Here is a 14,596-nt window from a genome sequence, read left to right as displayed (position 1 = left end):
CGGCGGAAGCCTCGGCCAAGTTCAGCTGCCGGCTCGTGGCCGGTCAGGATCCGAAGAAGATCCTCGCCGGCATCAAGGAGTTTCTGGACGCCCGCACGCCGCCGGATGCCCGCTGGGACATCAAGACCTTCGGCAACTCGCCCGCCATCAAGGTGCCGGTGGACAGCCCGCATCTCCAGCGCGCCATGGCCGGGTTGGCCGACATCTACGGCAAGCCGCCGGTCCTGGTCGGATCGGGAGGATCGATCCCGGTCGTCGGCTACATCCAGCGGATACTGGGCTTCGATTCCATCCTGGTGGGCTTCGGCCTGGAAGACGACCTGATCCACTCGCCGAACGAGAAGTTCGAGCTGAAGTGCTATCGGAACGGCATCCGCTCCCACGCCGCCATCCTGGCGCGGATGGCGGAGGGCTGACCGACCGCTCCCATGGCAACCGGGTCTCAGCCGGGGCGCGATCCATACGGATTGTGCTCCGGCGGGATCAGGCCCAGATGCTCCAGCCGGGCGAAGATCGAGCGCGGCGTCCGCAGGAACAACTCCAAGATATCCAGCACCTCGCGCCCCTCGCGCCACATCTGTTCCAGGCGCGCGTCCAGTTCGCCGGTCCACGGCTGCCCGTGGCGCAGCGGCATCGGGCATTTCTGTTCGCGCACCTTCGCGAGCCTCGGGTCGATCTCCTTCAGCGCGGCCCGTGCCGCGTGCTTCTCCCGCTTGCGGGCAGCCTGGAGCGCCCGCCGCTCCTCCGGCGCCAGGTCGGGCAGGCCCGACAGCCAGACATGCACGCTGCGGCACGCCAGCGCATCGGCCGCCGCCCGGTGCCACGGTCCGGATGCGACATGCAGGGCACGTTCCGCCGCCAGCGCCAGCTTCAGCGGATAGCCCAGCTTGCGGCGGCACAGCTCCACGGTGCAGGTCGTCTCCAGGATGCCGTCACCGGCTTCCCCCACGACCCCCCGGTCGAACTTCACGTTGTGGGCGACGAAATGCGATCCTTCCAGCAACGTGGTCAGTTCCGGCCTGATCTCGTCCCAGGTAGGCGCCTGCGCCACCATCTCGTCCGTGATCCCGTGAATGCGGACGCAGAACGGGTTGATCGGGTGCATCGGATTGACCAACTGCTCGAACAGCACCGATCCGGTTTCGTCCACCACGGCGATCTCGACCAGTCCGCCCGGCCCCTGCACCACGCCGCTCGTCTCGGTATCGACGTAGAGCGTCCTCATCGGTTTCCTCGATTTTCCAACATCCATCCTTTAAGCATCCACCCTATGTAGTGGACCCAGGTCCCCAAAGCACGGATATCCCCTGATGGCCGCTGAACAGTTCACCGCTCCGGCGCCCTCCACTCCCAAGCCGGAACTCTACGCCGATCTGGCAAGCCAGCTCGAAGGCATCCTGGAGGGAGAAACCGACCTGATCGCCAACACGGCCAATGTGGCGGCCGTGATCTACCACGGCCTGCCCGACCTCAACTGGGCCGGCTTCTACCTGATGAAAGACGGCGAACTGGTCCTCGGCCCGTTCCAGGGCAAGCCCGCCTGCATCCGCATCCCGGTCGGCAAGGGCGTCTGCGGAACGGCCGCCGCAACCCGCGAGACCCAGGTCGTACCCGACGTGCACGCCTTTCCCGGTCACATCGCCTGCGACGCTGCGTCCCGGTCCGAACTAGTGGCGCCGCTGCTCGCCGGCGGCCGCGTGATCGGCGTTCTCGACCTCGACAGCCCGACCCCCGGCCGCTTCGACGATCAGGACCGCGAAGGCTGCGAAAAGCTGGTCAGCATCCTGCTCCGTCACATCCGGGAGGGTTGAAGCGGATCAGCGCCCGGCGCGGCAAGGTGCGCGGATTGTTGCGGCGGCGTTCCGAGTACGGCACCAGCGGGTTCGGCTCGACGTTGGGGTCCTCCGAGAATATGGCCGACGTCCTGAAGTCGAAGAAGCTGGCATTGATCGTCATGTCCGGCAGCTTCCAGACCAGCCGGACCGACGAGGGCACGGCGGCGTTGCCGTCGTTCGTGTTCTCGGCCGGCTCGCCGAACTGCCCGATCAGCGCATTGGCGATGTCCTCGAACACCATCGGAGTCGCCTGCCGGCCGCGCCGCTCCAGCAGGACCTGCGACAGCTTGCCGGTCTTCCGGTCCATCTGGAGGAACGCCCGGAACGGAATACCCGCGACCTCGACGTTCTCGACGCTGGAGTCTGCGTAATAGCGCCCGAAGTCCCAGCGGCCCGGCAAACGGGTATCGGAGTCGCCCAGCGCCCGGTCCAGCTCGCCGGCATCCATCCCCCAGCGCGCCGCCGACAGCGTCGCCAGATCGGCCCCCGCCGCCGTGGCCGGCAGCACGAGCGCCAGGACCGCCGCCGCCGCGATCCAGGCAGGGCGCTGGATCATCGGCGCCTCACCGGTGCCCGCCCAGCGCCGCCTCGAACAGGCGGCGGACATCCTCGTTGATCGACCGGCGCTCCTCTGGACGCATATACATCATGTGACCTCCTTGATAGGTCTTCACCGCCATGTTCGCCTTGACCTCGCGCGGCAACCGCAGCTGATCGATCAGCCAGCGCGACGCCAGATAGGGTGTCACCAGATCGTGGACACCATGCGCGATCAGGACGTGCATGTCCGGATTGACCGCCATCGCGCTTTGCAGGGACTCGGTCGCTCCGGCAAAGCCTTGCTGCCGCCCGACATCCCAGTCCCACTCCCCGGAAACCCGCCAGTTCAACAGCCGGAACGGCACTTCGCTCTCGAATCCGAGTTCCCGTCTGACATAATCGTTGAAGGTGGCGGAATAGGGCGCGATCAGCGCGTCCAGCAGCGGGTCGGACCCGACCGACTGCCGCTCCGGACTGGGATCGGGGAACTTGATCGTGCCGTCGTACAGGCTGACGATCCGGCCGGGCTCCCGAAGCAGTTCCTTGGCGAAGACCTGGATCGGCAGCTTGCCGGCGAATCGCTCGACCACATCGACCGGAACGCCGGTCAGCTTGGATATCCGGGCATTGAAGTCCTTTGCGGCATCGCTGTCCGGTTCGGCCGGGTTGGCAAGGCCGACAAGATAGTCGTTCAGCGCGAACCGCTCGGCGTCTTCCTGGCCGGTCGGGACGCCCAACCCGTTGTCCCGCGCCGACGCCGCCATGGAGGGCAAGGCCATCGCCCAGCCCAGCAGGTCGTAATCGCCGCCGCGCAGCAGCGAGAATTCCAGAGCCGGCGAGATCAGCACCATGCCGTTGAGCGCGATCCCGGCGTTCCGCTGAAGGTCGCGCGCCATCATCACCGCACGGAAGCCGCCGTAACTCTCGCCCGCCAGGAACTTGGGCGAAGCCCAGCGGCCGTTCCGGGTCAGCCACAGCCTGACGATCTCGGACAGGCTGGAGACGTCGCCCTTCACGCCGAGGAAGCGCTTTTCCGCGTCGTCGTCCTTCCCCGCCGCGCGCGAATACCCGGTCCCGACCGGATCGACGAACACAAGATCGGTGAAGGCCAGCCATGTCTCCGGGTTGTCCATCAGCGCCGCCGGCGGGCGGGGCAGGGACCCGTCGGGGTTCGTCACCAGTACGCGGGGGCCGGCGATCCCCAGGTGCAGGAAGGCGGATGCCGCCCCCGGACCGCCGTTGAACAGGAACGTGACGGGCCTCGTCGCGGGGTCCTTGTCCGCCAGGGTATAGGAAGCGACGAACAGCCGGGCCGTCGTCTCACCCTTGCCGTCCACGATGGGCATCATCTCCGCCGTCGCGGAATATGCCAGATCGCCTTGCGAAAGCGTCAGCGTCTGCCGCTTGGTACTCGGCCTCGCGGCTTCCGCCCCTGACGCCGAAGCAGCCGCCGAAGCAGCCGCCGGAGCGGAAGCCGCCTCCTGTGCCCAGCCGGGATAGGTTCCCATCCCGGTCAGCCACACCGCCATCAGGGCGGCATACGGCAACCGGCGGCGGAAGGGAGATCTGGTCTGCTGCATCATGAACCCGCGATTATTGGACTATCAGGATAATCAACCGTTCCGCCCGCTGGTTTGCCGGCTTGGTTCACCATTTGGATCCCGAACCGCCCATGGCGACGGTGACATAGGTGGTAATAACACCATTGGCCGCCGGACCGGGCGGGGGGCCGGTCATAATGAAGTAACGAATTTGATTTAAACTCTTTCTGATTGCCTCTGCCCTGGGACCGCTGCGTCGAACGACGCGCCGGCACGGGACACTTCAAGAAAAAACAAGACACTGGTGGATCATGGAGCTTGGTACCGCGGTAACCACTGTCAAAGGCGACGCCATCTCGGTTGCCGACGTCATCCTGCACCTCAAGGCCAAGGGGACCTTCCGCACCGCCATCTATGAGATCATCGAACAGAGGGTCATCGAGTACAAACTGCGGGAACACAACGTCACCCTGCCGCAGGCGGAAATAGATGAACGGGTCCAGGCCCGTCGCACCACGCTGGGCCTCTGGGACGACGCCGCGTTTACATCCTACCTGAAACATTTCGGTCTGACGAAAGACCAGTGGCTGGCGACGATCTCCGCCGAAATGCGGCGGGAGCGGCTACGCGACGCCGTCGTGACGAAAGACCTGGTGCAGAACTACTACCGGCAGCACAGCTCGCGCTTCACCTCGATCTCGGTCGCCCGCATCGCGTGCCGCACCAAGGCCGACGCGGAGAAGGCGCTGTCGGCCGCTACCGACAGCGTGACCGATTTCGTGGAACTGGCCCGGCAGTATTCCGTGGACGAAAACACCCGCTTCAGCGGCGGCTATATCGGCAATCTCAAGCGCGGCATGCTCCCGGGCGAGGTGGATGAACGGGCCTTCGCGTGCCGCGACGACGGCGTCATCGGCCCCTTCGCCGAGAACGGCGTATGGACGATCTATAAGATCTATTCCCGCACCGTCACCAAGCTGAACGATGCGCTGGTGAAGCAGATCAAGGACGTGCTGTTCGAGGAATGGCTTCGCCATCAGGTCTGCATCGCGCCGGCATGAGGTTGTTCGGGAAAAAGCCGTCCGCCGAGAAGCCGAAGGCCAAGGCCCCGGCGAAGCCGGTCATCAAGCCGGTGGCGAAGCCGGTCATCAAACCGGTAGCGAAGCCGGTTGCCAAACCAGCCGCCAAGCCCGCCAGGAAAGCCCCGAAAAAGCCGCCGGGCAGGAACGCCGCCCACGATACCCGCCACCCCCTGAAGGCTGCGACGCTGCTCTACAGCTCGCCCAACGCCTTCTTCCGGGGGGCCGTATATTTCCTGTTCTTCACGCTGATCGGGATGCTCATCTATTCCGGCTACGCGACCAAGGACACGGTGGTAGAGGCCCCACTCAAGCTCCAGCGTCAGGCCATGGTGATCCAGGCGATCGGCGGCGGCCTGATCGAAAGCGTCGAGGTCGGCGAGAACTCGCCCGTTTCCGTCGGCGACGAACTCGCCACCATCCAGGAAAAGATCCGCGCCGCGACCACGCCGGAGCAGGAGGCGCTGCAACGCCAGATCGGCGGTTTGCAGCACCAGGAGCGTGAAGCGGCCAAGACGGCGGAGTTCCGGCTGAGCCAGATGGAGCTGGACCGGCTCAACCTGACGCAGCGCAGGGCTACCGAGCAGGCGGCGATCGACAACCGTATCCGCCAGATCGAGATCCAGCTCCAGATCACCCAGCGCAACCGGACGGGCATCGACGAGGATCTCGGCAGCGCCCGTCGCGACCTCGGCGTCAAGCAACAGCTCTTCGCCATGCGCGACATCCCGCAGGTCGAGCTTCAGCGGGCACAGACCCGCGTCAGCGACCTTCAGCGGGCGCTGAACAACGCCGACGCGGAGATACAGAACGTCCGGCTGGCGCTGGAAAGCGCCAAGGGAGACCGCGCCCAGATCGCCGAGACCTTCTCGCAGGCCCGCCAGGAGAACGAGATCGAAAACCTGAAGCAAGCCCGCCTGCGCGATCAGGCGCTGAACCGGGACAGGATCGCCGAGTTGAACCGGCGTCTCCTGGAATCGCGCACACTCGTTCCCGGCGTCCGTTACGATGACGACAAGGCGCTCTACACCAGTATCGTCGACGGTGTCGTGACCAACGTCCATATCCAGCGCGGCACGATCATCAATCCGGGAGCGCCGCTGTTCACGATGGTCCGCAATACGGCGCCCCTGGAAGCCCATGTCTTGATCCCCAACCGGGACATCGGCAAGATCCGGCGCGGCCAGAAGGTCCAGATCAAATACTTCGCCTACCCGACGCAGGATTACGGCGTCCAGACCGGCAGCATCACCGAAATCTCGGCGAAGCCCGCCGCCGCGGAGCCCGGCAAACCTTCCCTCTACCTCGTCAACGTGGCGCTGGAGAAGGAAACGGTGACGGGGCCGAGCGGCTTGACGCGGGCGCTGGAGATCGGCATCGAAGGCTATGCCCAGATCAAGACGGGCGAAAAGCGTTTCCTTGAAATCCTCTTCGCCCCGTCGTCACGTTTCTTCGAACCCATAGTGGACTGATCGACGACCGCCTCAAGCCTCCGTTTCTTATCACCGGATACACAAGCACGCTGACGTAGGTTGGGCCTCTTCAGCCCGACATCTGACATTCCCGACCAGCCAACACGCGAATCCCCCGCCTCAGGCAGCCTCCTCCAGCGACCCGGTCCGCGCGAAGGTCACCAGATAGCGAGCCAGTGCGCCGAATACCGTCCGGCGGTCTTCCGGCGGCAGCCACATCACGAAGGGACCCGGGTTGCAGTCCAGATAGGTCAGCCGGCCATCGTCGCCCAGGATGGCGTCCCAGGCGGCATAGTGAAGACCCAGCGACCGGTTGGCCCGTACGATGGCGGCTTCCTCGGCCGGATCCAGCGTCACCGGTTCGAACCCGCGCGTGGCGGTCCGCGAATCGATACCGTCGGCCAGGATGCGCAGCGGCAGCACGACCCGGTCGCCGACGATATGGATGCGGATGGTCGATCCGGGAACCCGATGCTGGAACAGCGCCGGGCACAGCAGCAGCTCGTCCAGCCGGCCTAGGTCCTCGGCGGTGACGCCTCGGGTGGAACCCACTCCGATCGCCGGCTTGACGACCGCATCGCCGACTTCGCGGAGGAAACGCGCAGCCTCTTCCGGATCGCTCGTGCTCAACGATCTTGGCACGTTGAACCCTGCGGCGCGCAGCTTCTCGTAGAATTGCGCCTTGCTGTTATGATCGACATAGGCCGAAGTCAGGCGGTTGATCACCAGCCTGCCGGTCAGGTGGAGGTGCTCGAAGAAGCCGTAGGTCGACGCGTTCAGCGCCTGTTCGTCGATGTAGCCGTGCCGGTAGTCTGTATAGGTCGCCTCGTTCATCACCGGCGGCAGGACGGGCAGGGTGCGGGGCGCCGTGCAGCGGATGTGGATAGCGGCGATATCGGTGAAGTCGACATCGCCCCAGCGCGGCGCCCGCGACTGGCCGATCGTCAGCGTCGGCTTGCCGGCGCGGCCGATCTGGATGTCGAGCGGCACCGGTTCGGCGCCGAGTTCGGCGACTTGGGCGGCGATTTCGGCGATCTGCGCGCTGTCATGGTTTGCGAAAAGTGCAACTCTCACCGTCATGAATGCCTCAAGCCTGGAATAAGCCGATGAAGCCGGAGAACCTGATCCTGGGGCCTGGACTCGAAAACCGAGCCCGATCCCCGGATCGCCGGCTTAGAAGCTGATGTTGATCGAGCCGATGGCCGTGTTGTCGCCGACGTCGCCGCCAAAGGCGCCGCCGGACGAGGACGCCGAAAAACCGTTGCCGCCTGCCGCCTGTCCCTGAGCATCGCCGAGAAGGCCGCCGAAGGACGAAGCCTCCGCCGTGCCGGCGCCTCCGGTTCCGGCCGACCCCGATGCCGACCACCCGAAGCCATCTCCGCCCGCCTTGCCGCTCTGCTGGACGTTCAGATCGTTGTTCATGAAACCTTCCCCTGACAGCCCTGCCGGCATCGTCCGCCGGTATGCGCGGTCCGTGGCAATTTGCTGCCCGCGCGAATAAGCCATAGCGGGTATGCTGCCGTCAGATGTATCATTTATCACTCTCGCCGTCCACGCATTCGGCATCCATGGCGAGACCGGCACAGTGGTCGGCCATAGGAACACTATTCCGAATTCGGGAATAGCGGCATCGTGATATTTACCTTGAGTGACCGGTATTAGGGTGACATTAACGCGCGGTAGTATTGGCTATGGTCCGGCATTCCAGCCGGTCCCGATCCGGATGTAATCTTGAATGGCAGGCAGTTCCCCACGTTCAGTTGAGTTCGCCGGCGGCACCGATGTCGGACGTGTCCGCTCGCAGAACGAAGACTCGTTCCAGATCGACAGTGATCTCCGGCTCATCCTCGTCGCCGACGGCATGGGCGGCCACATCGGAGGCGACATCGCCAGCCGCACGGCGATCGAGGCCGTCAACGACTATATACTGGAATATGAACCGCCCGAGGACGGGCAGGGCTCGCCGGAACTCGGCCCGCTCGACGTTTCGGTCGATATCGTCCGCACTGCCGTTTACCGGGCGAACCAGCGGATCGTCGGTCTGAACCGGGAACTCGGGAATCCCGAAGGGCGCGGCATGGGCACCACGCTCGTCGGCTTGTGGCTCCCCCACGGGCTGTCGCAAGCGGTCGTCTTCCATGTCGGCGACAGCAGGCTCTACCGGTTCCGCAAGGGCAGGCTCGATCAGATCACGCGCGACCACAGCCTCTATCAGGCATGGGTCGATTCCGGAAGGTCCGGCGACCCTCCCAACCGCAACATCATCATGCGGGCGCTCGGCATCGTGGACGATGTGGAAGCCGACTTTTCCGTGCAGCCGATCCAGGCGGGCGACATCTATCTGCTTTGCTCCGACGGCTTGAACGGCATGGTGCCCGACGACACCATCATCGACATCCTGGCCGAGATCGGTGAAACCAGCCTCGACGCCGCCTGGCGCCATCTCATCCAGGAAGCCAACGATCATGGCGGCAAGGACAACGTGACCGTGGTGCTGGCCCGCTTCCTCTAGGACGGAAGCGGGCGCCGGCCGCTTCCGCATCGCAGTTCAACCCGTGGCGAACTGGTAGCGGATCAGGTTGTCCTGGTTCTGGCTCGGGTCGATGCCGAGCGATATCACGCCGGATGTCAGCAGAAACGTCGCCTGCCGCTTCAGAACCTGAAGGCGCTGATTATCGTCGAGGCAGAAGGTCCCGTTGGTGCTATGGTCCGTCAGGGTGAAGCGGCTGTTCTGGATTTCCAGCGTGGCATGCCGCCGCGACGCCCAGTCGCTGTTGACGATCAGGCCGCACCCGAAATCGCGTCCCAGCAGCATGGACCCTGACGATCCGTCCAGCCTCGACTGCTTTCCCTGGTACGTCAGGGTCAGAAAGCCCAACCGCTTCTCCAGCGTGTGCTGGAACTGCCCGACCGCGACCGTGATGTTCTCGGGATCTCCCAAGGTCCGGTAGATCTCCACCGCATCGGCGCTGCCCTTGACGACGGCGGAGTTCAGCCGCTGGGTATTGGACCTGTACGCGGGATGAAGGGCATTGACGCAGGCCCGGCTCATCACGACTTCGCCGGGGCACGCCAGGCCTGCCAGCCGGGACGCTATGTTGACCGTGGCGCCGAAGACGTCGTCGTCGGCCACGATCACCGGACCGGCATGGAAGCCGATCCGCACCTTCAGGTCGGCCCCTCGAAGGGTCTCCTGGACGTGGACGGCGGTACAATAGGCGTCGTCGGACGAGACGAAGGTGAACAGCGCCCCGTCGCCCATGGTCTTGACGAGCTTTCCGCCGTAACGCCCGGCGATCCCGATGATCTGGCGTATGCACTCGCCGGTCAGGGCGAGCGCCGCCGCATCGCCCAGAACCTCATAGAGACGCGTGCTGTCGCAGACATCCGCGAACATCACCGCCATCGTCTCTTCGGTCCGGATCTCCATGACCGTGCGTCTCAGCCCTCATCCAGGATTGGAACCCAGCAACTCTTTCCACTGGTTCAGCAGCGCCAGGTCCCGCTCCTCGACCGCCTTGACCGCCGTATTGAAGACGACGTAGTCGACGGAAAGGTAGCGGTTTGTCTCCCGGCGGATACGGGTGAAATCCAGCTTCGCCGCATCGAGCGCCTGGATACGGTCGCGCTTCGGCTGAGCCGGCGCCAGCTTGGATACCTGGGGAAACTCAAGCGACAAAGCGCGGAAATCGATCAGGATACGGGTCAGCTTGGTCAGTTCGCGGACGGCCAGCAGACCGTCGGCCTGACCATGTTCCGCATTGGCGGGAACGCCGGCCGCGAGGGCCTCGACATCGGCCGCCAACCGCTCGACAAGCGTGCGCATTCCCTTGATGTCGCCCTTTGCAAGCAGCGGCGGGAACTCCCGCTCGAACGAGAGGAACTTCATGCGGGCCGTGCTGTCCGCCAGCACGGCATTCGGCTCCGACGCCAGCAGGCGTCCGCTCTCGGCCATGGCCTCCGCCAGTTCGTTGAGATCCTGGTCGAAGTTCACGGTCTGGCTGCCGGCCGCGACCTGGGCCGCCCGGTCGATCACGCGCTTCCGGATATGCGCCGACCGCTCGATCGTCTGCGCCGTGATCTGCTGCTTCTTGTGGATCGGGTACCAGATGGCGGCGCCGCCGCCAAGGCCAGCCAGGATCACCACGACGGCCGCCCCAAGGATCAGCTTGCGGCGCAGACCGGAAGAATCATACTCGGCGCCGTCCTCCTCCTCTTCCTCGACCTTCAGCCGGACGGGGGTGTCGATCTTGCGGACCGCTTCCAGCACCGCCTTGCCGGCGCCCAGGCTTCCGACCATCATGGTCCGCTCCGACATGTCGTCGTCGCGGCCGACCGGGGCGGGCCGGCTGCCGCCCTGCTGGATCCCGGCGGGAGGACGGTCGAGTTCGAAGCTGAACGCCAGCGATCCGAGCCGGACCTCGTCCTTGTGCTTCAGCCAGATCGTCGTGACCTTGTGGCCGTTGACATAGACCCCGTTCGTGCTGTTCAGGTCCTCGATTCCCCAGGAACCTTCGCCGGAGAACAGCCGCGCGTGCTGTCGCGACAGCTTGCGCGACGCCACGATGAAGGTGCTGGTATCGCCGCGGCCGACCGTCACGTCCTTGCCCCCCTTCAGGGGCACGACGATCTCGCTCTTGCCGCCATCGACCTGGGACGGATCCAGGCAGATCAGGCGGCCGTCGGGGTTGGCGGCCTGCCTGGTGACTGCCGCGCTCGCACCGCCCGAATCCTTCCGGCCGGCGTCGCGCATCATCACGGTTCGATCTTCGTTCGATTTGGTCATCGCTCGGCGGGAGATCCTGGCCACGGGAACAGAGAGCGGCGGAAGGGTCTAGCCTTTTGAATTACTCCATTCCACCCTCCCGGCAATATGAAGAAGTATAGCTTTTTAAGCAACCGCAACGACATTTCTTAACGTAAATTAACCGGAATGGGTGAACCTGTTCCCGGTGCGGCCCGCGCGGGATACCGGCCCGTTCCGCATCATGCCGCCGGTTCCGCAAGCTTGGTCTGCTCCATCTCGAACTGGATCCGCAGCATCCGGCGCAGGAACAGGCTGTCCCGGTCGACCACGGCCGGACCCGCATAGGCGGGCGGCGGCCCGCCGGCCAGACCTGCCGCGAGGCACGATGCCAAGTGGTCGCGCAAGGGAGCCGGCAGATCGGCGATCAGCGGATCGACATCCACGTCGTAGACGACGGGTCCTTCTGGTCCCGCGACGTAGAGCGCGCTGCCCCATCGGATTCCAAGCGCCGACAGCGAGCCGCCCTCGATCCCGTTTTCATCCCATGCCGCATCGACCACATGGAACTGCTCGAACCGCTCCAGCGACTCCAGCGAGGGCGCCGCCCATTGCACCGTCAGAACGACCTGCCCGTCGATCACGAAGGCACGGCGCAGCAATCCGGGGACGACGGGAGCCAGCATCACCGGCGGCTTGTCGGCGGCGATCAGGTGCCGGCGCTGGCGGTCGCGGAAGATATGCCACGCGCAGCGGCCCGTCGCGGTCCGCCACACGACGGACGCCCCCGCCGCTGCATGGGCCGAACAGAACCGTTCGGCCTCCGCCGGATCGTTGGTGACGATGGCGGCGGCCACCCGCGCGCCGGTCAGACCCAGCCGCTCCAGCTGGTGAAGCCGCGAGAAACCTTCGAGATGGACGGAAGGACCGTTGTAAAGGCGCCGATGTCCTGCTTCCAGGCGCGCCAGCAGGCTGTAGAACAGGCTGTAGCGCTGCTGCTGCCGGACATGTCCCGCCTGCCACAGCGACCAGTCGGCCGCCGGGTCGGCTACCGGCAGCACCGGGTCCTCGTAGCGGAAGCCGTGGACGAATAGCGCGTCGAAGCCGTCCAGTGAAATGCCGTCCCAGCTGGCGCCGCCTTCGCCCAGGCTGACCCGCGTGCCTTCCGGCAGGTCCGCGTCGAACAGATCGGCGGGAGAGCCGGTCAGCAGGGTCAGCTTCTCCTGGAGCTGCTTGGCGAGCGGCGAGCCGGCCGGGGCGATTATTCCGATTCTCATGGTTTTTCCTGTGGCTGATTTCCGGAACCGGAAGGCTGCGTGGAGGAAGGCTGCGTGAAGAACTTCAGGAAGCCGGCGTCGGACAGCATGCCGATGCGGTTGCGGTCCAGTTGGCTGCTGGCGGTCTGCGAGGCCAGTGCCCCGGCTATCGTGCCCTGCGCATAGAGCAGCCCGCTCTCCGCCTGCTTGGCATCGACGCGGGCTCCGGTAAGGCTCAGCCGGGCATTCAGCAACTGGCGCGTCGCGACGATCAGTTCGTCCTCCGACACGGTCCCGGTCAGCGCCTGCTGGCGCTCCAGGCTGGCGACCGCGGCGGCCATGTTGTCGGCTTCGGCCGTGGCGTTCTTCAGGCGCGACCGCGCCGCTTGGACCGCCGCCAGCTTTTCCGTGATTTCGCGGCGCACCCGGTTGCCGAGCGCCTCGCCGGCGTATTCCTGATCCTTGAGGCCAAGTTCCGCCCTTTCCGCATCGGCATAGGCGGCCCGGTTCCCCCACGGCCTCGTGAAGGCCATGCCATAGCTCTGGTCGAGCTTGTCGGGCGTCGCGATCTTCGTGTGGCTGTTCAGCGGGTCGGCGTAGCCATAGGTCGTTCCGGCCTGGGAAGAGGTGGCGCTGGCGGAAAGCCTGATGTCGGGCCGGGCATTCGTGCGCGCCTGCGCCTCGGCGATTTCACGCAGCAGCCTGTTGATGTCGTTGATCTTGAAGTCGGGGCGGACGGCATGGGCGGTCGCCAGGGCTTCCTCGAAGTTCACCGGCATGGCCCGCGCAAGGTCGTCGTCGTAGTCCACCGGCAGGTATATCGCGGCACCGCCCACGACGGAGCTGTCGCCGATCAGCAGCGACAGGGCTTGCGACGACGCCACGTATTCGCTCAGCGCCTGCTCGACCCGAACCTCCGCCTTGGCCGCCTCGGCATCGATCTGCGCCTTCTGCAACCGGGTGACCTGGCGCAGGTCGAAAAGCCGGTCCATCCGCTCCTTCTGCTTCCGGATCATGTCGCGGTTGCCGACCGTCGTCTCCAGCGCCTCCATCCGGCGGACGACGTCGAAATAGGCGGTGTCGATGTCGAGCAGCACCTTGTTGAGCAGCGCCTGAAGGTCCCAGTCGGCCCGCTCCGCGACGGCGGCCGCACTGCGCGACGCCGCCAGCTTGTCGTTGCCGGCGCCGAAGCCCTTGGCGAAGGGCAGGGGCATGTTCAGGCTGCCGGACAGCCCGGTGCTCCATTGCCCATCCTCCCAGTAGTATCCGCCCCGGTAATAGACCTCCCGCTGCACGGTCCTGTCGGTGATCGTGAAGGTTCCGCCCCAGGGCAGCTCCTGGGTGATGTTGAGCGAATAGTTCAGGCTGTCCTTGGGCGCACCGAACTCGCGCCCGCTGGTCGCCTCGATCGGCAGCTCGATCAGCTTGCCGCCCTTGACCGGCCGCAGCTTCATGTCGGTGATGACAGCCTGCCCGGCGTTCTCCGCGGGCGGCAGGTTCTTGAACGGCGAGTTCATGTTGAAGCCGTCGGCATTGACGGCCTTGGTGATCGCCTTGCCGATCCGCATCCTGTGCTCGGCGTCGATGCGCCCGTAGCCGATGGTCAGGTCCAGCACGGGAAGGAAGACGGCGCTTGCCTCCCGCGCCAGCGCCGCGGTGCGCTCGGGCGAGGTCAGACCGATGGCGACGGTCAGGTTGTTCCCCAGGCCGCCGGCGATGGCCGAGCGCCGGTCGACCGGCTCCAGCACCCGGACGCCGCCGATATCGGGACGCCGTTTCAGCAGTTCCCCGATCAGGGCGGACCGGCTGCCGTCCCGCTCGGTCGGCTGCTCGACGATCTGCCGCCGGACGACCTCGGTGACGGCGGCGCTGTTCCGCTTCAAGTCTTCCAGCGGGAACCGCGCCTGCTCGCCGGCCGAGGCCGCCCACGACGGACTGCCGGCGGCAAGGCCGCAGGCAAGCGCGGCCGGCAGCCTCGGGATCAGGCGGGACAGCGTCACAGCGGACCCCCGAAGGTGACCATGCCGCCGGTCTGCCGCAGGTGCGCGATGCGCTGGCGGTCGTCGGCAGTCTGCGCCACCCGTTCGCCATAACGGTCGGCCAGGGCGCCGACGGCGGCCAGCAGGCGG

14 protein-coding genes are annotated in these 14,596 nt (G+C 65.8%); 5 read left to right on the top strand and 9 right to left on the bottom strand.

All coding sequences use genetic code 11. The features are described from left to right. The coding region (locus tag AC5JJ6_RS19100; protein ID WP_496043575.1) for a M20/M25/M40 family metallo-hydrolase at positions 1-416 on the top strand (416 nt) is incomplete at its 5' end. A 26-nt stretch (positions 417-442) separates the two neighbouring features. Here the strand turns inward: AC5JJ6_RS19100 and AC5JJ6_RS19095 are convergent. Continuing rightward, positions 443-1,225 (bottom strand): 3'-5' exonuclease, encoded by a 783-nt coding sequence (locus AC5JJ6_RS19095; RefSeq protein WP_496043574.1) that lies wholly within the window; start codon positions 1,223-1,225, stop codon positions 443-445. An 85-nt stretch (positions 1,226-1,310) separates the two neighbouring features. On the opposite strand from AC5JJ6_RS19095, the gene AC5JJ6_RS19090 reads away from it, so the two are divergent. Further along, a complete protein-coding gene (locus tag AC5JJ6_RS19090; protein ID WP_496043573.1) occupies positions 1,311-1,811 on the top strand; it encodes a GAF domain-containing protein in 501 nt (166 codons plus the stop codon). Here the strand turns inward: AC5JJ6_RS19090 and AC5JJ6_RS19085 are convergent. Next, positions 1,777-2,391: a hypothetical protein gene (locus AC5JJ6_RS19085; protein ID WP_496043572.1), complete on the bottom strand. Its 615-nt coding sequence runs from the start codon at positions 2,389-2,391 to the stop codon at positions 1,777-1,779. The two genes, AC5JJ6_RS19090 and AC5JJ6_RS19085, sit on opposite strands and share 35 nt — an antisense overlap. A 7-nt stretch (positions 2,392-2,398) precedes the next feature. After that, a complete protein-coding gene (locus AC5JJ6_RS19080; RefSeq protein ID WP_496043571.1) occupies positions 2,399-3,958 on the bottom strand; it encodes a S10 family peptidase in 1,560 nt (519 codons plus the stop codon). A 269-nt stretch (positions 3,959-4,227) separates the two neighbouring features. On the opposite strand from AC5JJ6_RS19080, the gene AC5JJ6_RS19075 reads away from it, so the two are divergent. Both AC5JJ6_RS19075 and AC5JJ6_RS19070 read left to right on the top strand, forming a co-directional pair. Beyond that, on the top strand, positions 4,228-4,977 hold the full coding sequence (locus AC5JJ6_RS19075; protein WP_496043570.1) for a peptidylprolyl isomerase: 750 nt from the start codon (positions 4,228-4,230) through the stop codon (positions 4,975-4,977). Beyond that, positions 4,974-6,467: a beta-barrel domain-containing protein gene (locus tag AC5JJ6_RS19070; RefSeq protein WP_496043569.1), complete on the top strand. Its 1,494-nt coding sequence runs from the start codon at positions 4,974-4,976 to the stop codon at positions 6,465-6,467. The genes AC5JJ6_RS19075 and AC5JJ6_RS19070 overlap by 4 nt, the downstream gene beginning before the upstream one ends. A 120-nt stretch (positions 6,468-6,587) precedes the next feature. On the opposite strand, the gene AC5JJ6_RS19065 is transcribed toward AC5JJ6_RS19070, so the two are convergent. Both AC5JJ6_RS19065 and AC5JJ6_RS19060 read right to left on the bottom strand, forming a co-directional pair. Further along, positions 6,588-7,547, bottom strand: a complete 960-nt coding sequence (locus AC5JJ6_RS19065) for an ATP-grasp domain-containing protein (protein WP_496043568.1) — start codon at positions 7,545-7,547, stop codon at positions 6,588-6,590. Between the two features lie 93 nt (positions 7,548-7,640). Next, entirely contained in the window at positions 7,641-7,889 is a 249-nt protein-coding gene (locus tag AC5JJ6_RS19060; protein WP_496043567.1) for a hypothetical protein, read from the bottom strand. Between the two features lie 313 nt (positions 7,890-8,202). On the opposite strand from AC5JJ6_RS19060, the gene AC5JJ6_RS19055 reads away from it, so the two are divergent. Beyond that, positions 8,203-8,979 carry a PP2C family protein-serine/threonine phosphatase gene (locus AC5JJ6_RS19055; protein ID WP_496043566.1) on the top strand — a complete coding sequence of 259 codons (777 nt, stop codon included), beginning with the start codon at positions 8,203-8,205 and terminating at the stop codon, positions 8,977-8,979. Between the two features lie 36 nt (positions 8,980-9,015). Here the strand turns inward: AC5JJ6_RS19055 and AC5JJ6_RS19050 are convergent, their stop codons facing one another. The 4 genes from AC5JJ6_RS19050 to AC5JJ6_RS19035 form a co-directional block, all read right to left on the bottom strand. Further along, positions 9,016-9,897, bottom strand: coding sequence for an adenylate/guanylate cyclase domain-containing protein (locus AC5JJ6_RS19050; protein ID WP_496043565.1), 882 nt, complete (start codon positions 9,895-9,897; stop codon positions 9,016-9,018). 18 nt (positions 9,898-9,915) lie between these two features. Continuing rightward, positions 9,916-11,253: an FHA domain-containing protein gene (locus AC5JJ6_RS19045; RefSeq protein ID WP_496043564.1), complete on the bottom strand. Its 1,338-nt coding sequence runs from the start codon at positions 11,251-11,253 to the stop codon at positions 9,916-9,918. 200 nt (positions 11,254-11,453) lie between these two features. After that, complete coding sequence (locus AC5JJ6_RS19040) at positions 11,454-12,488, bottom strand: ATP-grasp domain-containing protein (protein WP_496043563.1); 1,035 nt, start codon at positions 12,486-12,488, stop codon at positions 11,454-11,456. Next, positions 12,485-14,467: a TolC family protein gene (locus AC5JJ6_RS19035; RefSeq protein WP_496043562.1), complete on the bottom strand. Its 1,983-nt coding sequence runs from the start codon at positions 14,465-14,467 to the stop codon at positions 12,485-12,487. Before AC5JJ6_RS19035 ends, AC5JJ6_RS19040 begins: the two co-directional genes overlap by 4 nt. Between the last annotated feature and the right edge of the window lie 129 nt (positions 14,468-14,596).

It is taken from the genome of Skermanella sp. (genome assembly GCF_059503625.1).
The sequence above is the reverse complement of the archived record's forward strand: the minus strand, read 5'-3'. Positions and strand labels throughout refer to the sequence as shown.